The organism is Streptomyces orinoci, from assembly GCF_003121295.1.
Lineage (GTDB): Bacteria > Actinomycetota > Actinomycetes > Streptomycetales > Streptomycetaceae > Streptomyces > Streptomyces orinoci.
In genome coordinates this window covers 60,479-80,153 of sequence record NZ_PHNC01000015.1, presented here as the reverse complement: position 1 = coordinate 80,153, position 19,675 = coordinate 60,479, and the positions used below count along the sequence as shown (strand labels likewise).

The window sequence follows — 19,675 nt, the reverse complement described above, 5'->3', positions numbered from 1 at the left end:
CCCGCGTTCGGCGCGGGGCAGCGGCCCTCGCGCGACTATGGAGAGGAGCCGGGGTGTCCCAGCTCAGCATGGTCCTGTCCTATTTCTCCGCCCGTGGCCTGACCGCGGCCGTTGTGCCGTTGCTGTTCCCGCTCGCGGTGACCCTGCCGGCCGGCCTGCCCACGGGGCAGGTGGCGCTCGCCTCCACCATCGGAATTCTTCCGGCCGCGTTCGCGGGCCTGATGGGGAGCTGGATACTCTCCCGGCGCAACCGCCTGCGTTATGCGGCGATCACGGCGTGTGTCTCCACCTCCCTGTTCGGTTGCCTGGTCGTCGGATCCGTCTACTACGGATGGTTGTTCGGGATCCTCCTCGTCCTCGCCTTCGGCTTTCTCGGCCTGGTGAGCCTGTGGGGCACCTGGGCTCTGGCCCGGGACAAGTGGTGGGGTGCGCTGATCGCGTCCCTGCCACTGTGCCTGATCGCCGCCATCGGGACCCGGTACTCCATGACCGGAGGCGCTGCCGAGCGCCTGGTGAGCCTGATCGGATGGGCCTGCCTGGCTGCCGCGATCGCGGTGTGCGCCATGACGTTCCTCGCCCCCCGGGACGAATGCGGCCGGCACTGATGGGGCCACCGCGTGGCAGCGGCCCCTGCTGTCAACGCAGCTCCTGCGTCCAGCACTTCGCACTGCCGCCCCCTTCAGCAGCTCGCCCAGATCCATGCCGACCGGCTCGGAGCCCCGCTTGTGCAGCGGCTCGAAGAGCCCCACCGCGGCCTGGGGCAGCAGCACATGGCGGCCGTCGCTGACCGCGTTGAGGCCGGGTGCTGCCGCGTCTTCCCCGACCGCGATCAGTGCGTCGGGGAGGAGCCGCCTTCAGCACGGCCCGGGCGAAGTCGCCCTCGTCGATGTGCTCCGGCTTGTGCACCTCGGGCGTACCCGTGGACCCAAAACCACTTCAGGTGCACCGGCAGCATCGGCCACGCGCCCGGGGCGAGCGAAGCGGGCGCCGAGAACCCGGCCGCCGACGAACCGTGGCGCCATTGGCCGCGTAGACCATGTCCGGCAGTTCGGGACAGGTTCGAGCTCCTCAACCGTGTGGACGCGGTAGCGGTCGCGGAGACCCTCCCACTGCGCCAGGGCGAACAGCAGGCCGACGGGCTTGTCCTGACCCATCCAGGGGTTAATCGAGCAGCTGATCTTCGCCGCCAGGACTCCACCCGCCCGAACCGCCCCGCGTGACCGCTGCCGGGCAGCGGGCGTCGGGGACGGTGCTGGCGCGGCGGCCACATGAATCCGGTGTCACGAGACCAAGCTCATGGTGGTGGATCCGGTCTCTATCGTCCTGGCCGGTTTCGTGCTACGGGGCCGCTTCGGCCCCCAGTCCTTCATCAGCTGACCAGGGCGGAGCCTGGCAGGAGAGTTGGTGAAACGGCAGAGCGGGCCTGCGACCCCCGGTGCAGGCCCGCTGCCGTCCCACTGCGTCAGTCGCAGGAGGTCGCGGTCCGCCTGGCATCGACGAGCACATGGCCCGCCGAGTCCTTCATGATGGCGTAGACGTCACCGCAGCCGCCCCTGTCCTGGTAGACGGGGCCCGCGTACTCGCTGAACCAGCCCTCGTCCGACTTACACGGGGTGTCCGTGTAGTTGGAGCAGAGCTTGACCTTCATGTACTTCTTCGAGCCCGTGTTGTTGTCGAAGATTGCGCAGGTGGGCGTGTCACTGCCGCCGCCCGAGTCCCTGATGTAGGTGAACAGAGTGCCAAAACGACGGTTGTCGGGCAGCTGCTCGGCGTTGTAGAGGTTCCAGCCCGAGCCGCAGACGTTGCTGGTACGAGCCACGGCCTTGATGTCCGCCTTGGCAATCGCGCGGGTGGCGGCACTCGCCTTCGGGCTGAAGTGGATCGTCTCGGCTGCCTGCGCCTGCGGCGCCGCCAGGCCGAGCGCGCCGAGTGCGGCAACCGCGGAAAAAGCAGACAGCACACGCTTCTTGGTGGTCAACATAGGAATCCCCCGTGCTGCGAATGATCGGTGAACACGAAGGACACTAGATCAACTGTGCGCAAGGAAGCTTCCCTTCCGGTCACGGCCCAGAAGATATGGCGAAGCCATTGCTTCCGTTTTGGAGTCAGCGCGGGGCCGCCTCCATGTCCTTCGTCAAGCCTGAGCCGGCCATGCGACGGCTGTCCCGGGCAGGCGGGGCCCGCAGAAGATGCCGTCGCCCGGCATCGGCCGTCGCAGGTGCGCGAGGCGCGGTCGTGCAGGGCGGCGAAAGCGGAGAGGAACACGGCCCGTTGGGGCTGCCGGTCTCCGGTCCGTGATGCGTGTTCGCCGCGCATGGAGGGCCCGGAGGACTTCGCCGCCGGGGCAAGGCAGGCATAAGAGGTGAGACGGGCGGCGGTCCAGCAGTTCGCCGATCTTGGCTTCCAGGGCCCGGCGTTGCTCGTGGACAGCGGCCAGCGACCGCGCCAGCGACGGCACGATCACGTCGAGCGTGCTGGTGCCGGGGGGTGACGACTGCCTGCTCGTCGAACGCGTCGGAGATGTCGTCCACCAGGCGTCCGGCCATGCACGGGCCTTTGGGCCGCAGGAGGTTCACCAGCTGACGTCGTCCGGCCTTGCGCAGGGCCTGCGGAAAACCGAACCGATCCAGCAGCAAGGTCACGGCCTCGTGGTCCAGGCGAGGGCCCAGAACGCGTTCAAGGGAGGGGGAACCGGGGAGCAGGCCCCGGCAGCCTGTTGCCGGTGCGGGTGGCCCACCGGCCAGGTCCTGGTCGAAGCCGACGAGCATCGTGAGCTGGGCGGCGGTCTCGTCGGCGAGGTCGAGGGCGCGCAGGGTGTGGGGCATAGTGCGGGCGGCGTCTGGGATGACGCGGGCTGTCGCGGGCGTCTGTATTGGCCTCGCCGGGTAGAGATCGCGATCCGCCGCATGGCCAGTCCGAGCAGGTAGGCGGCATGGCAGCCCGCGTCCCGGGCCACGGTCAGCGGCAGGGCGCCGATCGAGGCCGGCTGGCCGGGACGGCCGCCGGCCATGCACGTCGAAGGCGGTGGGCCTTCTGGTCGTCCGGCTCCGGGATCGTCGCCTTGATACCGCGTTGCCGCAGGTACGCGCGGTTGGTTGGCAGGGCTGGAGTACGTCGTGTCACCGCGGGCCCGCTCCGGGCGGGTGCGCAGGCGTCCGGCACCGGTCCGGGCAAGGCGCAGGGCCTGCATGAGTGGGATGAGCATGGGGCTGTCCCCGCGCTGGCCGGGCGAGGCAGCAGCTATGTCACGCTTTGGCGCCGGCCATGCCACTGGTGACGACGATCGCGGCCACGTCGCCGGTCTTGGTTCGGCCCAACCAGACGACGCCGCCTGACTGCGCCGTAAACGTCACCAGATCGGCAAGGTGACCGGCCCCCCGGGATGAGGAGGGCGTGACTTGCCGGTTGGTGCGTGCATGCTGCGCCCGGTTCGCCGAGCTCACCGGCCAGTTGATCCCACCAGGAGGGGGTCCCGGCCTGCCAGGTGCACACGAGGCCGGCCCACCACGCGCAGGCTCAGTTCCCCGCAGCGCCCGTACGGGCGCGTGGGCACGCTCCGGGAATGTCGTCAGCAGTTCACGGATCGGCCCTGCCCCGCCCGTGAAAGGCCTCTCCCGGAGCCCTTGGCCCCTGGCCTGGGCCATTCCCCGCGACAGCAGACGCAGAGCGCGCTGATGGCGGCGACCGGGGCGGCAAACTCCTGGGCACTGACGGTCTCCGGGTGATCGCACATGAAATGCCTGCCGTGAGGCTGTGCCCCCTCCCAGGTGAGCGACGTAAAAGGAAACCCTGCAGGGCAGTTGGCGGCACACCGTGCCCAACTTCCAGTAGCAGGGCCCGGATTCGCCAGCGACGGCAGCTGATACCAGGCCAGTCATCGGGCGGGGGCGGAGCCGGGCGGTTTGAGGGTCTATCGAGGTCTGGGGTTGCTGGAATGGTCAAGGGCCGTGGTGGTGGCTGCCGTGCTGACTGCACCTTGCCGCGCTCCCATGCACCGCAGACGCGTAGGGACGCGTGTATGGACTGATCACGGCACGGGCAGCTCATACGGTGACGTTCCCTGACGAAAAGGCAGCCATGAACAGGCTTCACCGCGAGTTGCCTTCGAAGCCAAGACGCCACAGCGCGGGAATGCCTTTGAAACCCATGCGAAAACAGCCCCGCGGGGCGGGGGCCTACCGGGCGCTCGCCGCAGCCCAGTGCCCACTACCAAAAACCAGGCCACAAACCAGCACACCCTCGCCCTACGACTCCGGCTCCACAACGGTCCACAGCAGGCCCAAAGCCCTTACACACCCGGTCAATACTCCCCCGCACCCCAGGAACCACGGCCCACCCCCGTCCGGGATACAGCCCTTCAACCACCGGAACCCTCCCCGTCACAGCAACCCCGCCATGGCCGGCCGACCATCATCGATGACAGACGGATGCGGCAGCAGACCGTAGACGCCGCGGACACGCGCACCGCCCGCGTACAACCCGAGAACCTGCCACACCCTGCCCGCCGCCGTTGACCGTAGCCGTCGGGGGGCACAGCCCCGATCACCGCCCACCGCCCCTCTGGCCAACACACCACCCACGGCAGGCGGTTGGGGGGCATCATGAACCCGCCCAGGACCGGTGAAGGGAGAACCCCGGTGACGAAGAAGGCGCATGCTCCCCTGTCGCAGAGCGAGAAGTTGCTGTTCTCCGGCGCACTGCGGCATGACAAGGCATGGGCTCAGTACGAGAACCCGCTGCTGCGGATGAGCTTTTGGGCCATGGCCCGCCAGTTCCCGGCCATGCTCGCGATGATCGGCCGCACCGCCTGGCGCGAGGACCCCCGGGCCCTGGTGGTGCTGGCGGCGGCCCAACTGGTCTCCGGCGCCATGTCCGCCTTCCTGCTGGTGGCCACCAACCAGGTCCTGGTGCACCTCTTCGCCAGCGGCCCGACACCGGAAAAGCTGCGCGAGTCGCTGCCGGCGCTCCTGGCCGGCGGCGCCTCCTCAGCCGGCTCCGTGCTGCTGGGATGCCTGATCGTCAAGGTCGAAGGCCGCCTCTACCCGAAGATCGAACTCTCCTGCCGGACCGCGTACTACACCATGATGACGCGCGTGGAGATGGCCGCCATGGAGGACAAGGACATCCACCGCCAGCTCGCCCTCGGCCAGTACGGCACCGACTCCGTACGGCGCATGCTGTCCAACTCGGTATGGATCATCAGCGGATTGATGAGCCTGGCAGCCGCCGCCACGGTCCTGGCCTGCCTCCACCCGCTGCTACCGGCCGCCCTCGCCCTGATCGCCGCACCCCGCTGGTGGGGCGCGGTGGTGGTGATGCGCCGCGCCTACGCCTCCCAGCACGCCTGGATCGACCACCGCCGCGCCACCGATGTGCTGCTCTACCCGATCACCCGCGCCGACGCCACCCCGGAACTGCGTGTCCACGGCGCCGGCCGGCTGCTCATCCGCGCCCAGGAGGACATGGGCCGCACTGCGGCAGCGGAAAAGGCCCGCCTGGCCGGCGCCGAAGCGAAAACGGAACTCACCGCAGCGGCCATGTCCGGCACCGCCCGCATCACCGCCTACGCACTGCTGTGGTGGCTGCTCACCAGCGGCGGCATGCCTCTGGCCGCCGCCGGAACGGCCGTTCTCGCCATCCGCAACGCCACCGGATACCTCAACCAGATCGTCACCCAGCTCAACCACATGTGCGAGGAATCGCTGTATCTGACGGACATGGACAACTCCATCAAGCTCGGCGCCCGCCACGCCATCCCCGACAACGGCGCCACAGTCAAGGGTGCGGGCGTCGATGTCGTCCTCGCGGACGTGACCTTCCGCTACCCGGGGGCCACCCGCGACGCCCTGCGCGGCGTCTCCCTGACCATCCCCCAGGGCAAAGTCGTCGCCCTGGTCGGGGAGAACGGCTCCGGCAAGACCACACTGGCCCATCTGGTGGCCGGCCTCTACCTGCCGACCAGCGGCAAGGTCTTCCACAACCGGGTCGAGATCCATGACGCCGACCGCAACAGCGTCTTCGACAAGGTCGCCCTGCTCCCCCAGGACGTCGGCAGCTGGCCGATGACCGTACGCGCCAACATCCACATCGGCGACCCCGCCCGCCCCATGCACCAGGAAAAAATCGAGGCAGCCGCCGAGCAGGCCGGAATCCGCCAGGTGGTGGAAGAACTGCCGCACGCCTGGGACTCCATCGCGCTCAAAGGCTTCGAGCGGGGCGTACGCCTGTCAGGCGGCCAATGGCAGCGCATCGGAATCGCACGAGCCGTCTACCGCCGGCGGGACCTGCTGATCGTGGACGAACCCACCGCCGCCCTCGACCCCAAGGCCGAAATCGACATGTTCGACTCCCTGCGGTCGTTCACCGACGACGGCACCACCACCGTCCTGCTCATCACCCACCGGCTCGCCGCCACCGCCACCGCAGACCTGATCCACGTGCTCCACGACGGCCGGCTCGTGGAATCCGGCACCCACACCGAACTGATGGCCCTCGACAAAGGCCGCTACCGGGAGCTGTACCAACTCCAGGCCGCCCAGTACAACCCGCCCCTGCCCGGACCCCGCAAGGAAGAGACGGTATAAACGGCAGCCACCAGGCCCCACGGCCTCCGCGCCACGCACACCCGCTCGCACGCGTTCACGCACCCCGGCCCGCCCCCTCGCGGCCAAGGCCGGGAAGACGCCACACTGGCCGCCCACCGCCTCCCGCCCATTCCGGGAGCGGGCCATATCCGGCGCACTCCACGCGAGGGGCTGCCCTGTCCGCCTGCAGCCGTCGGCTGTCGATGAACGTACTGGTCCTGGATCCCGGAACCGTCTGCGTAGAAGCGAGGGCGTCATGACCGCAACTGACGCCCTGCGCACATACCTTGATCGAATCCGTGTCATGAGTGACCAAGCATGAGGTATGAAGAGGGGCGGAAGTCACCCGCCTGACATAGGAGTTCGCATGAGTGAGCTGTCCATACCGGCCGACCGAATCGCCGTCATCGAGGCCGTTGACGCCATCTTCGACACGGTCGATGCCAAGGACTGGGACGCCGTTGAGCGGCTGTTCACCCCTGAGGTGCGGGTTGACTTCACCAGCCTGGCCGGGGGTGAGCCGGCGCAGATCACCAATGTGCAGCTGGTTGACGGCTGGCGGGTGGGGCTGCATGCCAAGAAGCAGAGCTTTCACCTCGTCAGCCACTACCGGGTACGCATCGAAGGCGACCGGGCCGACGTCCATGTGAAGGGCTACGCCTACAACGTCCTCAGCGCCGACCTGGGCGGCGGGATGTGGGAAGTGTGGGGCACCTACGAGATCCCGTTCCGGCGGACCGCCGACGGCTGGCAGGCCTCCGGCCTCACCTTCACCGCGCTGCACAGCCGCGGCGACGAGGCCGTGCGCAGCCACACCCTGGACTGACGGGCCCACGTGTCCGAGCAGTCATACGTTCCGGAGGAGCGGCCGGCCGCCACACCCACCGCCGGTGATCCGGCGTGGGGTACGGGGATGGTGGCGGCCCGCCGGGTGTCCACCCTGGAGTGCTTCTTCGACCTGGTCTTCGTCTTCACCATCACCCAGCTGACCGTGCTGCTCGTTGACGACCTGTCGTGGGCCCGGGCCGGACGAGTCCTGCTGATCTTCGCGGTGCTGTTCTGGATGTACGGCGGCTACGCCTACCTGACCAACCAGGTGCCGCCGGAGACAACGGCTCGGCGGGTGCTGCTGGTTGCCGCCATGTGCGGCTTCCTCACCTGCGCCCTGGCCGTGCCGAATGTCTTCGGTCCGGACGGTGTGGCGTTCGGGCTGGGGTTCTTGTCCGTCAACGTGGTGCACAGCGTGCTGTACGCGCTGATCCACCGGCAGTACGTACTGAGCTTCGCGTTGACCAATACGGCGGCGGCCGGCTGTGTCACCGTCGCCGGGTGGGCGGGAGGGGGCCCGGCCGCCGACGGGCTGTGGCTGGCAGCGGTCGTACTGCAGAACGTCACTCCGCTGATCTCCCACCGCATCACCGGCGACTACACGGGAGGCCGGGCCCGCGTCAGCGAGAACCTCGGTGCTCTGGAACCGGCGCACTTCGTGGAACGTCACGGCCTGCTGCTGCTCATCGCCTTCGGCGAGTCGGTGGTCGCCATCGGCGCCGGTGCGTCGGCCACACCACTGGACTGGTCGCTGCTCACCGACGCCGCCCTGGCGCTGGCGCTGGCCGCCGCACTGTGGTGGACGTACTTCGTCCGCGACGAGGCGGCGGCCGAGGCCGCCCTGCATCGCGCCAGCGGCGCCGACCGGTTCCGGATGGGGCTGACGGCCTACTACTACAGCTTCATCCCCATGCTGCTGGGCGTGGCGATCCTGGCCGCCGGGGTGAAGAAATCCATCGGTCAGCTGGCCCACCATCTGCCACCGGCACCGGCGGTGGCACTGGCCGGAGGCGTGGCGCTGTTCCTGGCGGGAAACGTCGCCTTCCGTGCGAGTCTGGGCATCCGGCCCCGGCGCCACCGGATCGCGGCCGCCGCGGCGGTACTGGGCACGGTTCCGCTGGGCACCTGGGCCAATGCCTTGGCCCAGTTCCTCGGTCTGGTCCTCGTCCTGGTCGCCATGCTGATCGTCGAAGACCGAACGGCACAGTGAGCATGGGGGGTTGTTGGTGAGGGGTGCCCATCCCCTCCCCCGGACTCCCCTGGCCGTCATTGGATGCCAAGGTGACGCGGCTCTGACCGGGGGTCTTGCCTCACTGCGGGGAGTACGGCGTTACCGTCCGCCTCACTCGGTGAACGCCGGCCAGAGATCTCCGGCTCTGGCCCGGAGGCTCGGGAGGCAAGACCGATTGTCAGTGGTGGGTGAGAGGGTTGAAGCATCGAGCCGGAACGAGGGGGAACGGTCATGCCCGGAAAGCAGAACTACATCAATCACGTTGCTCTGGTGCTGGATGCCAGCTCATCCATGGCGCATCTGAGCCGCAAGGTCGTCGAAGTCGCCGACCAGCAGATTGCTTATCTCGCCCGCCGATCGGCGGAGTTGGACCAGGAGACCAGGGTGACGGTGTACGTCTTCGCCGACCAGGCGGAGTGCGTCATCTATGACAAGGACGTGCTGCGCATGCCGTCCCTGGAGCAGCTGTACCGGGCCGGTGGCATGACGGCCCTGCTGGCGGCAACGCTGAAGTCGCAACGGGAGATGGCGCAGACGGCCCAACTGTACGGCGATCACAGTTTCCTGACGTTCGTTCTGACCGATGGGCAGGAGAACGCGAGTCATCGCTGCCCGGACTCTCCTACCGGGGATCCGCGTGAAATGGTCGAGGCCGTCAGCAAGTTGATCGAGTCCCAGGAGGACAACTGGACGCTGGCCGTCCTTGTGCCGGATCAGATGGGCAAGCGCGAGGCCATGCGATGCGGTTTCCCGAAGGACAATATCGCCGTCTGGGATGCCACAAGCACTCAGGGGCTGGAGGAGGCCGGGCACGTCATCCAGCAGGCGACCGAGAAGTTCATGATCGGCCGCTCCCAGGGCATCCGAGGTTCCCGCACGGTGTTCTCCACGGGTGCGGAGGCGGTCAACAAGGACACCATCAGGGCGGCCGGGCTCAGCCCGGTGGATCCGTCGGAGTACGAGCTGATACCGGTGGCCCGTGCAGTGGCGATCCGCGAGTGGGTCATCGAATCCGGGCACACCTACCGCACCGGCGGTGCGTTCTACCAGCTGAGCAAGTCGGAGAAGATCCAGGCCCGGAAGCAGATAGCGGTGCTGGAAAGGAAGACGGACCGCATCTATACGGGGCCTCAGGCCCGAAGCCTGCTCGGCCTGCCGGACGCGGAAGTCCGCGTCCGGCCGGACCACAACGACGACTTCACCATCTTTGTGCAGAGCACCAGCGTTAACCGGAAACTGGTACCGCACACACGGCTGCTGCTGATGCGCTGATATTTTGCGTGACTCGCTTTCCGGGTCCGGCTCCGGGAACGCGGCGAGTTGGGCTGCCGGTCCGGGCGACCATGGAGGCGGGGCTGATGCGAGAACGCGCGAGGATGTTGAATGAGCTGGCGCAGGGTTTGCGTCCGCTTTCGGAGGGCCTGGACTGGTTCGAGGGTCTTGCAGATGACGAACAGTCCCTTGCGCTGCGGGAACTCGCCCAGTTCTGTGTGCAGGCGCGGGCCGTCAGCGATGACGGCCCGGAGGCCATCCGCCGGTCCGGGATCCGGCCGACGCACACCCCGGCCGTACTGATCATGCGCGGAGGGATCGGGCATCAGCTGGGAAAGATCGCCGGGTTGGAGCCCGTCCATGAGCGTACCAAGGCCTTCCGGCTGCTGGTCGCGGTCTTGAGTATTGCGGACGCACGGCGCCGGGCTCGGTACTGCGCCAATGGATGCGGCCATCAATGGCACCGGCTGGCTTCCGGCGGGGAACGGGGAACGGCCACCGCCTCGCGCGATGGCCGCGAGTCCATGTACCGGCTCAGCGGAGAGTGAGCGCTTCGAGGAGCCAGAGGGCGGTGGCCAGTGCCAGTGCGGCCGCGATGGTCGTGCAGAGCAGGCGTCGCCGCAGGGCCTGGTATCGGGCGACGTACTCGGCCCGCAGTTCCAGGCAGCGCAGTTGCACCCGCTGCCAGTCGCGGCACGCCGCCGACAGCCGGTCTTCGACGTAGCAGGAGACGACACCGGCGCCGGCAGGCGAACCCGGCGAGCAGCGCGATGGCGAACATCAGCAGCATGATCACGCCATGCATGGTGAACGCCTGGTTGAACTGCTCGGTCGACATGATCTGCAGGCCCGGCCGGGCGAGTTCGGCCCGCATCGCCAGGGCCAGCAGCCCGCCGAGGGCGAAGAAGCCGAAGGACGTCACCATGTACACGGTGCCGATCTTCTTGTGGTCGGTGGTGGTGATCCAGTCCACGATCACCGAGCCGATGCCGCGGGGCTCCGGCGTCTGCGGCTCTGCCGTCAGCGGCGCCTGCCCTGTCTGAGCAACCACCCGTTCACGCCCTTCCCGGCACAACCTAATCCATGAACGCCGGGTTTGCGCATTCCGGCAGCCGGCCACCGCGACCGGGCACCATTGATACCGGGCCACCGCGGCTCGACCGCCCCTCTGCCGCCATCCGTGGGCCTGGCCCAAATCGCCGGCACCGGAGCCTTCGGCCGTCCATGCGGTTCAGTTGCCCGGCCGCTCGTCTCCGGGGTGCGGAGGTGCCGCTTCGTCCTGGCTCTCCGGCCTGCGGCCAGGGGGAACAACCGCTCCATTGACCCATGTCGTTCGAGCCCGATTCCGGCTAAGGTCATCCTCGTTCCGCGAGTGGCTCAAGATGCCGCGGAGCCGTATCGGCAGCAATCAGACAAACGGGGGTCAATTTTCGCATGTCCACGTTCCGTTCCATACCTCGCCTGCTGACTCTGGCCGCGCTTCCGGCCGTTCTGGTGGCGGGCACCATCACCAACGCCTCGGCCGCGCCTTCCGACCACAACCCTGGTCCCAAGCCGTCGTTCGGCCTCGCCGCGGCCGGCTACCGTGACATCACCGGCCTCAGCGCGGACACTGCCGGGGCCAAGGCCCTGAAGACGCAGGGGTTCGGCGTCCGGACCTCCCCGTCCGGGCAGACGGCGGTCGTGGACAGTTCCATGGCCGACGAGGGGATCATCACCGCGGCGAACCCGTCCTTCGTCGACATTTCCTGGAAGGCGTACGCCAAGGGCGCCCGGTACACGGTGGTCCGCGACGACCGGGCCATCGCGACCCTGGCGCCCGGCGTGTCCGGCTTCCGCGACACGGCCATCGCCCGGGGCGCGACCTACCAGTACCGCATCGTCCCGGAGCTGGCCGGGGACCACTCCAAGGCCCACACCTGGGGCATGCGGGTCACCGTGCCGGCGCCCGGCAAGGGCGAGTCCGACATTGCCGCCATGCGCAAAAACGCCCTTGCGCGGGCGGGCGCGGCGAGCGTCGCCGGCACCACCACCGTCACCTGGAACACCTTCATACCGCAGAGCCGGATCGACGCGCCGCTCGCCGGATGTGACTATGGGCGGGGGTTCCAGTTCGCCGGTGACGGACACTCCAGCTTCGACTGGCGGAACCCCAATTACCGCACGTCTCTCAATGCGGTCATCAACTGGCGGCGTGGTTCCGTGGACGGCTACAAGAACGTCCACCCGAGCCATGTGTATGTGAAGAAGACCGGAAGGCTGGTCGCCACCAAGACCGCCACCGACAAGTACATGGTGGCGAAGAAGATGGGTTCCGGCTCCAACTATGTGGATGTGCGCCTGGTCACGCACGCCACCAACCCCTTCTGCAACGGGCTGGGCGGCGTCAAGGGCGCCATTGACGGTGCCATCCAGATGCACCTGACCACGAGCGGAAACTGGGAGATCCGCTCGGGCACCCACCGGCTGATGCCGAACCACTACATCTACATTTACGACGGCGGGCGGGTCACCAATGTCTACACCCGCTCCTACGCCAACGCGCTCTGCCTGATCGGCTCCGCCACCTGCCCGGAGGCCGATCTGACCGGCTACTACGGCAAGTTCAGCTAGATCGCACCGTGAATTAGGCGCCTCCGGGTCCGGCCCCGGAGGCGCCTAATTCAATTTTTCAATGGAACATCCTGCGCCAGGCGTAAGCACCGAAGACAAAGACCAGGGCCACGTACCCCGACAGCAGGGACCAGAGGGCCATCAGTCCGAAGGCGAAACCATCACCCCAGGTCGAACTGACCACCGCCACCAGGAGAAAGGCCAGCGACGCGAAGAGGCCGCCGGCCAGCGGCCATTGAGCGGCCCGCAGCCGGTACCTGCGTCCGAATACCGCGATCAGCCCGGCGGATCCGAGGAGTTGGAGTAGCGGGACGAGGGCCTGGCGGCTGAGGAAGAGGGTCCGCGCATTCTGCGTCACAACATCGCGGCCACCGCCCAGCCAGGCCCAGCCCAGGGTCAGCAGACAGGCGAGCAGCCACGGCAGCACGGCGACGGAAAGGAGCAGGAAAGCCTGCTTCGTCTTGAACACGGCTGTGCTCCCCCATGGGACGCGGGCACGGGATGTGGATTCAGGGTAGTGGCAGGTACGTCCGCTAAAGGGTGCGGGCCCAACCTCGCGCGGCGTCGTCGCCCTGCTCGCCGAGTGCTTGCCCGTGACGGAGGACCTGGGGGCATGACCCAGGTAAGCATGCTGGCGCCGGGCCTGCCCGGCGTCGGACACTGACCGTCCCTTCAAGTCCGCACAGCAGAACCGCGTTCGGGGCGGATGCTCGATCCCGGAGACGCGTTCGCAACTGCCGCAGTAAATGCCGGATTTACTGCGGCAGTGCCGGAAGGATGGGGCAGCGTGACGATCGAACCGGCGACCGAAGGCGGGAGCGGAGGCGCACTTCGGTTGCCGCACACTCGGGTCGTGCCCCTGTCCACCCCGCCGTCGTCGTACACCACGACGGTCGAGCGGTACCTCACCGGCGCGGGCATCGCGAAGTCCTCCGCCCGGATCTACCGGAACTCGTTGACGACCTGGGGCTGAATGCTCGTCGGCGCACCGGCGCCAACCGGACCGCCCACCGAGGCACGAAGCCGCGCGTCTTCCCCGTCACTGCGATCGACGACCCCGCGCTGCCGGAGGTGCTCGCCGAGCTGGCGGCGACGCGGGCGGACGAGACGGACGCCGGCACCGTCAACCGGGAGCTGTCCATCGCCCGCAAGGCGATCGGCTGGTGGCAGCGCCAGGGCTGGATCGAGCACGATCCCACGGTCGGCATCGAGCGGCGGCCGGCACCGCCCGACCGTACCAAGGCTCTCGTGGAAAACCAGACCACCGCTCTCTGGCGCCTCGACGTCGCACTGCGGGAGAAGACGCAGTGGAAGATGCTCTACAAGTCCGTCGCCCGGGCCGACGAGTTGCTGTGCTCAATGAGGGAAGACCTCTACCCGCAGGAAAAGCGCGGGAGGGTCACCGCCAAGGGCCGCGCGACCGAGTGGATTCACTGGCAGTCCGGCACCGCCCCAGCTGCTGCCTCGCCTCATCACCCGCCGCACCCACAGCCCGCTGTTCCTCACCGACCGCAAGGCCCCGGCCGGAACACCGACGCCCGACGTGTGCCCGGAGACCGGCCGGGCCCGGCTCTCCTACCGCCGCGCTGAGGAGATTTTCGAGGAGAACACCCGACCGCTGGCCAAGCCCCTCGCCTCACCCGACGACATCGAATGCCTGGACGGCTGGACGCTTCAACGGTGGAGCCGGGTACGGCAACTCCCGCAATGCCTCATGGACGACGGCCATGAGCGTGGTCGGTCAGATGTTTTCGGTAGCCGGGTGAGGCTTGGTGTCGTCCGTGAAGTCGGCGACGGCCCGGTGGAGCTGTTCGAGGAACTGGGTCAGGGACGGGGCTGCCGGCTCGAAGTCGTCGGACCATGACGCTGTAGTGGATCGGTGAACCTGCTCGGTCTGATCAAGAGCGAAGAGGATGCCGCCGCCGTCGCTGCCGAAAACGATGCCGGTGCGGTGGTCGGTGAGGCGAACCCGTCCATATTCGGTCAGGTGGTCGAGCACCAGGTCAGGCGAGTGGATGAAGTATCCGTGATCGATGTCGGGCAGTTGCAATTCGGCGATCGAGGAGTAGAAGGCGACCAGGGCAGCGGGGACGGCGGCGCCTTGCAGCCGCGCGGCCGCAGCCCGGCTTTGCTGGTCGGCGACGACAACCTTGTTGCCACCGGGCGGGTAGCCGTAGACGGTCTCGAAGCGGGCGAGGGTCTGCTCAAGCATGGCGTTGATCTCTCGTTGCCAGGTGGTGAGCCAGTTGGTTGAGAGGTTCGGGGCAGGCATCGGTGCCCTGTTCTGTGTCGTGAGCGATGGCGTTGGTGAGCGGAGCTGAGCGGCGGCTGATCTTTGGTGCATAGGCGCCTGGTCTCCCGCGGCGGCTGGCTGCCACTTGACGGCCGGCAACGTTGATACGGATGCCGAGGCGCGGGCGAGGATCGCGGCGGACAACCCGGTAGCGAGCTGGAATGGGGCAGTTGAGCGGGTCGCCGGGAGTCGGATGCCGGGCTTGCGGAGCCGTTCGCCCAAGGCCCAGGCACTGATCGGGCGCCAGGCCGGCTGCCGGGCAAGAGCCGGCGAGAGTCGAGACGGCCCCTCGCCGATCCGGCTTGACCGGCCAGGCGGCCTTGCCCGGCCGGGGCCTAGCAGTAACCGTCCACCCTGGTGGCGGCTGGAGCGAGGCTGGGCCAGGAATGCCCTGCTCTGTCGGAGGCAGCAGACCGTAGGAGGTCAAGAAGAGTGCACCCAGGGTAGCCCCGAAAGCTCGCGTAGCTCCCGCGGTAGTAGCAGTTCCAGTAGCTCACGACCCGCCGTTGAATGCTCGCGAAGTAGGCCGGGTTGTCCACGATGAACTGCCCGTAAGCGAGGTTGCCGCAGGTGCCGGGCGTGGCGAGATCACGGAGCTCATCGCAGATGACGACCAGGATTTCCAAGACGTACTCGCCGGCCAGCTGCACGACGAAGGGGACGACCCAGGGATCCGTGGAACCAACGACCTCCTCCAGATGGCGCTGTCTGACCACCCCGTCGCAGTGCCTTGAGTACAGGCAGTGCAGCAGCTGCCGTTGGCGCGACGAAAGCGACGCCACCACGTCAGTTGGCGGTTCGTCGTTGCAGAGGCGTCCGGGGACCAAGACCTGCTGGCCTTCTACAACAACTGAGAACGAGGCATGCGGCTGAAGCCGAGAGTCAGGGATCACCGCCAGGACTGCCTCGGCATCGCTTGCGAGCTCCGCTGGGAACGCCGTGATCAATGGATTACTGCTGTGGGAAAGCGGCTGCACAGGCCGAGCATAAGCGGAGCCCCCGGCCAGGTAGCCGGCATTAATGGCCCCACAGCCACTCACCCGAGGGCAGCCGGGCGGATCCTCCCGCGACGCTTGGCGAACGGAGTGCTCAGCAGCCGCAGGCCGGACGCCGTGGGTACCCGGTCTCGTCGGCCCCTTTGAACTCGCCCGGATCGATGGTTTCCCCTCCGAAGGCTCTTCCGGCTCACCAATCGAGGGAGGCACGGGCGGATGGCTGGCCGCTGCGGCCGCCACGGCCAGGTTTGTTGCCTGCCTTGATTTTCCACACGGTGCGCCTGGCGCATCCGAGCTCGCGCCCAGCTCGGCGGCCCGATAGTGCTGGCCTGGGTAGCGCGCGCATCCACTTGACGGCCTGTTGGCAAGGGGTCAGATGATGGCCACCTCATCAACGGCACGGGCGACATGGGGCCGCTGGCGCCCGGCGAGCTCGACCACCGCGCGGGTTCATCAACTCGCCGCTCTGTTGCAGGTTCTTGGCCAGCAGGTCGCCCAACGTCGGCCCATCAACGGGCTCGGCGAACAGCACCCCGCCCAGGCGCCCGGCGACCCGGCAGACCCTGGCTCCAGCCTGCTGGACGATGGCCAGGCCCCTGACCTCCCGCTCCAGCAGGGCCCCGTCGAACCCTGGCCTGGCTCCACGGCTTCAAACGCCTCCGCATCCGCTGGGAACGACAAGCCGACGCCCACGAAGCCTTCCTCCGCTTCGCCTGCCGCCTCATCACCCTCAGGCAGATCAACTCATTCTGTCAGGGGCTGTAAATCTCCTCTTCCACCCCCGTGTTGAAACCGACAGACTGCATGCCACAGGCAATTTCATTGCGTCGACTCTCCCAAAGGATCAGTTCATGGCATGCAGCAGAAGTCCCGGTTTACGGCGGTTGCCCGGCCCCCGTAGCAGACGGCTATTCGTTGCCGCCCTGACCGGGGCACTCATCGTCGGCGGCGCAGCGCTGCCCGCCCCCGCTTCCGCGACAATTCACCAGGCCGCGAAGGGGTCTGCCAGGGGCAGCGTCGTATGTACGGGGCAGCCGTCACCGGCCACGGCGCGGCCCAACGGCCAGGCGGGCCAGGCGACATCGATCGACGGCACGCCCTGTGCGACGACCGCGTCGGCACCCGTCGCCGCGCGGAAGCCACCGCGCGGCGGTGCGGCATGCACGGCCCATATATCGGGGGCCGGGCTCCGTTGCTACAAGACCTATCGCGAGGCGATCACCGCCGTCTCGGCGGGTCGGATCAAGGACGCCCCGATCAACGCCCATGCGGCGGTCACCGACGCCGCGTTCCTGGCGGAGATGGACCGGGCGTCGGTGACCGCCAACAATTCGGTGATTCTCTCCACCGAGTACAAGGACCGGGACTTCGGTGGCGAAAGCCTCACCATCTACGATGATTCCGGGTGCACCGAGAGCAACTCGAAGCACTACTACGGTGAGTTTCCCAGCGGCTGGGACAACACCATCACCTCCTTCAAAACCTTCGGCACCTGCCAGGAGAAGCACTTCTCCGAGCCCAACTCGAAGGGGGATTCGGTCGGCTGGGACGTCGGAGCGCACGACTACATCGGCGATGCCATGAACGACCGGACCAGGTCGGTCCAGTACAGCTATGCCGAAGTGCCGACCAACGCCCAGCTCCTCCAGGACTGCGGCAAGGCCACCGACAGCTGTGACTTCCACCCGGCCAATGACCGCACCACCAGCTACACCGGGCAGCACGAGGTCACCCGCGCCTTCAACTGCAGCAGCAAGGACCAGATCCAGAAACTCACCTGGAGCGACACCCAGTCGGGGTCGAACTCCGTCTCCACCGAGATCAGTGTCACCGCCGGTATGGACTTCCTGGAGAAGTTCGAGGTCTCGTTCAAAACGACCTATTCCCATGAGTGGGCATGGCAGAAGACGGTCACCAACGAGACCGATCTCACCGTGCCCGCCGGCCAGGTCGGCATGGTGTACCACTCGACCGCGCTCCAATCCGCCGGCGGTGAGTACGAACTGCACTACGGCTCCAAGCACTGGGGTCATTACATCTGGTATGTGACGGACTTCAAGGGCACGGGGCCGATTCCCGACGACGCCGGGGTGACGACCTGGAAGGCGCGCCCCATGACCGGCGACGAGCGGGCCTCACAGTGCGGGGACAGCCCGGCCCCCGGCAGCAAACACCTCATGGTGATGGGCGACTCGATCAGCCAGGGCATGGAGGACGACTACACCTGGCGCTACCGGCTGTGGGACCACCTCAGGCGGCAGGGCCTCGGCGTCGACTTCGTCGGTCCGCATATCGGCACCACCACCATTCCCCGTAAGGAATCCACCAGTCGTGGCCCCGTCTTCGACGGTGGATATCACGGGCGCATGCTCTTCAACAGCAACCACGACGCCCAATGGGGCTGGCAAGCCGCCCAGGCGAAATCGACCGCCTATGACACGGTCAACGCCTACCACCCGGACTACCTGCTCCTCGAACTCGGCTTCAACGACCTCGGGTGGTTTGTCTCCGGTCCCAGTGGTCTCGGCAAGGACATGAGCACCATCATCAGCGAGGCGCGCCGGGCCAATCCGGACATCACCATCCTGGTGGCCAACGTCGTGCAGCGAACCCCGCTGGGCAACCGGCCGGACCTGCCCGGACTCATCAGCGACTACGACAACGGCCTTGGCTCGCTGCTGTCCTCGCTGGACACTGCGCGGTCGCCGGTCCGGCTGGTCGACATCGCCAGGGCGTACGACGCGGCCGTCGACAGCTACGACGGGCTGCACCCCAATGAACGCGGCGAGTTCCGCATCGCCGCCCAGTTCGCGGAGGCGCTCAAGTCCGTAGGGGTCGGCAAGCTGAGCATGCCGCTCCCCACCACCGATATCCGCAAGTCGCTCTCGCCGCCGTCGTGGGTCACCGCGAGGACCACGGACGGCGGGATCGATGTCTCCTGGGAACACGTCTACGGGGCCGGCGGCTATGTGTTCTGGCAGCGTGATGTCACCGCCAACGGGGAGTGGGTCAAGACGCCGTACACCATCGCGGCGGACAGCCATCTCGTCAACTGGCTTCAAAATGGGCACACTTACGAGTTCATGGTGCAGACCGCACGAGGGGATATCGCTGCCAGCGCTCCCTCACCGTCGGCCTCGGCGGTCGCCAACTCCAAGCTGCCCAACCCGCCGAGGAACATCGCGGTGAGCTCCGGCCCGAACTCCATCGACCTGAGCTGGGATGCACCGACCGGTGACTACAGCGACACCGTCAACGGTTATGACGTCCTCTACGCGGACAGCTCCGTACCCGGGAGCTGGATGCAGGTCATGCATGTCACCGGCCGCACGGCCCACCTGGCGAACCTGCAGGCCGGGCACACCTATCTGCTCGGCATCTGCTCCACCAGCGCGGCCGGCCAAGGACTGCCCGCGGGCGCGCCGGCCACAAAGGTCGGCGGAGGCCCGGCGGCCAAGGAACGGCCGGGCGGCATCAACCGCCTGCTGAGCGCCGCACCAAGGCAGCCCAGAGTGGGCGACGCCTGAGCAAATGACGGCGGTGGGCATGGCCGGCGCCCACCGCACGTCAGGCGGAGCCCACTGGAACTCGGGGGTCCCTGGGGAGAGCCCCCATCGGCCCGTCTTACAGCGTCTGACAGAATGAGTTGATCTTTCTGAGGGTGATGGGGCGGCAGGCGAGGCGGAGGAAGGCTTCTGGCGACAGCCCTGTCCTGATGCTGCTGCACGGGCTGGTGATGGACGCCACACTGTGCGACGAATGGATCGCCGATCTGGCCGCCGATCACCGGTGCCTGGCACTGAAGTTGCCACTCGGGGCGCACCGGAACCCGATGCGCCCCGACGCCGACCTGTGGCTG

At 67.7% G+C, this 19,675-nt stretch carries 15 protein-coding genes and 4 pseudogenes; 10 read left to right on the top strand and 9 right to left on the bottom strand.

Annotated features, from left to right (window positions below; translation table 11 throughout):
- Positions 1 to 53: 53 nt before the first annotated feature.
- A complete protein-coding gene (locus CV755_RS12365) occupies positions 54 to 605 on the top strand; it encodes a hypothetical protein (RefSeq protein ID WP_109280265.1) in 552 nt (183 codons plus the stop codon).
- Positions 606 to 636: 31 nt separating this feature from the next.
- On the opposite strand, the pseudogene CV755_RS36060 reads toward CV755_RS12365, so the two are convergent.
- The 4 genes and pseudogenes from CV755_RS36060 to CV755_RS34200 all read right to left on the bottom strand — a co-directional run bounded on the left by CV755_RS36060 (position 637) and on the right by CV755_RS34200 (position 3,443).
- Positions 637 to 1,154, bottom strand: a pseudogene (locus CV755_RS36060) (amidinotransferase).
- Between the two features lie 308 nt (positions 1,155 to 1,462).
- Positions 1,463 to 1,981 (bottom strand): hypothetical protein, encoded by a 519-nt coding sequence (locus tag CV755_RS12355; RefSeq protein WP_109280264.1) that lies wholly within the window; start codon positions 1,979 to 1,981, stop codon positions 1,463 to 1,465.
- 215 nt (positions 1,982 to 2,196) lie between these two features.
- Positions 2,197 to 2,989 (bottom strand): annotated as a pseudogene (locus CV755_RS12350) (IS110 family transposase); the annotation flags it as partial.
- Between the two features lie 256 nt (positions 2,990 to 3,245).
- Positions 3,246 to 3,443, bottom strand: a complete 198-nt coding sequence (locus CV755_RS34200) for a hypothetical protein (protein WP_153068653.1) — start codon at positions 3,441 to 3,443, stop codon at positions 3,246 to 3,248.
- A 1,194-nt stretch (positions 3,444 to 4,637) separates the two neighbouring features.
- Between CV755_RS34200 and CV755_RS12345 the strand changes: the two genes are divergently transcribed.
- The 5 genes from CV755_RS12345 to CV755_RS12325 all read left to right on the top strand — a co-directional run bounded on the left by CV755_RS12345 (position 4,638) and on the right by CV755_RS12325 (position 10,463).
- Positions 4,638 to 6,584, top strand: a complete 1,947-nt coding sequence (locus CV755_RS12345; RefSeq protein ID WP_241561156.1) for an ABC transporter ATP-binding protein — start codon at positions 4,638 to 4,640, stop codon at positions 6,582 to 6,584.
- 367 nt (positions 6,585 to 6,951) lie between these two features.
- Entirely contained in the window at positions 6,952 to 7,410 is a 459-nt protein-coding gene (locus CV755_RS12340) for a nuclear transport factor 2 family protein (protein WP_161968670.1), read from the top strand.
- A gap of 9 nt (positions 7,411 to 7,419) precedes the next feature.
- Positions 7,420 to 8,622: a low temperature requirement protein A gene (locus CV755_RS12335; protein WP_206608421.1), complete on the top strand. Its 1,203-nt coding sequence runs from the start codon at positions 7,420 to 7,422 to the stop codon at positions 8,620 to 8,622.
- A 252-nt stretch (positions 8,623 to 8,874) separates the two neighbouring features.
- Positions 8,875 to 9,915: a vWA domain-containing protein gene (locus CV755_RS12330; protein WP_109280261.1), complete on the top strand. Its 1,041-nt coding sequence runs from the start codon at positions 8,875 to 8,877 to the stop codon at positions 9,913 to 9,915.
- 104 nt (positions 9,916 to 10,019) lie between these two features.
- Entirely contained in the window at positions 10,020 to 10,463 is a 444-nt protein-coding gene (locus CV755_RS12325) for a DUF5958 family protein (RefSeq protein WP_241561161.1), read from the top strand.
- Here the strand turns inward: CV755_RS12325 and CV755_RS36055 are convergent.
- Together CV755_RS36055 and CV755_RS36050 are read right to left on the bottom strand one after the other, a co-directional pair.
- A complete protein-coding gene (locus CV755_RS36055; RefSeq protein ID WP_241561162.1) occupies positions 10,450 to 10,593 on the bottom strand; it encodes a hypothetical protein in 144 nt (47 codons plus the stop codon). The genes CV755_RS12325 and CV755_RS36055 overlap by 14 nt on opposite strands.
- 70 nt (positions 10,594 to 10,663) lie before the next feature.
- Positions 10,664 to 10,939 (bottom strand): annotated as a pseudogene (locus CV755_RS36050) (cbb3-type cytochrome c oxidase subunit I); the annotation flags it as partial.
- A gap of 410 nt (positions 10,940 to 11,349) precedes the next feature.
- Between CV755_RS36050 and CV755_RS12315 the strand changes: the two are divergent.
- Entirely contained in the window at positions 11,350 to 12,528 is a 1,179-nt protein-coding gene (locus CV755_RS12315; protein ID WP_109280260.1) for a hypothetical protein, read from the top strand.
- 58 nt (positions 12,529 to 12,586) lie between these two features.
- On the opposite strand, the gene CV755_RS12310 is transcribed toward CV755_RS12315, so the two are convergent.
- Positions 12,587 to 12,997 carry a hypothetical protein gene (locus CV755_RS12310; RefSeq protein ID WP_109280259.1) on the bottom strand — a complete coding sequence of 137 codons (411 nt, stop codon included), beginning with the start codon at positions 12,995 to 12,997 and terminating at the stop codon, positions 12,587 to 12,589.
- A 602-nt stretch (positions 12,998 to 13,599) separates the two neighbouring features.
- Between CV755_RS12310 and CV755_RS36045 the strand changes: the two genes are divergently transcribed.
- Positions 13,600 to 14,118 (top strand): hypothetical protein, encoded by a 519-nt coding sequence (locus CV755_RS36045; RefSeq protein WP_241561155.1) that lies wholly within the window; start codon positions 13,600 to 13,602, stop codon positions 14,116 to 14,118.
- Between the two features lie 151 nt (positions 14,119 to 14,269).
- Here the strand turns inward: CV755_RS36045 and CV755_RS34195 are convergent, their stop codons facing one another.
- Both CV755_RS34195 and CV755_RS12290 read right to left on the bottom strand, forming a co-directional pair.
- Positions 14,270 to 14,800: an SMI1/KNR4 family protein gene (locus CV755_RS34195; protein ID WP_153068652.1), complete on the bottom strand. Its 531-nt coding sequence runs from the start codon at positions 14,798 to 14,800 to the stop codon at positions 14,270 to 14,272.
- 356 nt (positions 14,801 to 15,156) lie between these two features.
- The gene (locus CV755_RS12290; protein WP_109280257.1) at positions 15,157 to 15,798 is read right to left on the bottom strand and encodes a hypothetical protein; all 642 of its coding nucleotides are present in this window, start codon (positions 15,796 to 15,798) and stop codon (positions 15,157 to 15,159) included.
- A 642-nt stretch (positions 15,799 to 16,440) separates the two neighbouring features.
- Here CV755_RS12290 and CV755_RS12285 point away from each other — a divergent pair.
- Both CV755_RS12285 and CV755_RS12280 read left to right on the top strand, forming a co-directional pair.
- A pseudogene (locus tag CV755_RS12285) lies at positions 16,441 to 16,581 on the top strand (IS5/IS1182 family transposase); the annotation flags it as partial.
- Between the two features lie 86 nt (positions 16,582 to 16,667).
- Positions 16,668 to 19,343, top strand: coding sequence for an SGNH/GDSL hydrolase family protein (locus CV755_RS12280; protein WP_153068651.1), 2,676 nt, complete (start codon positions 16,668 to 16,670; stop codon positions 19,341 to 19,343).
- Positions 19,344 to 19,675: the final 332 nt, after the last annotated feature.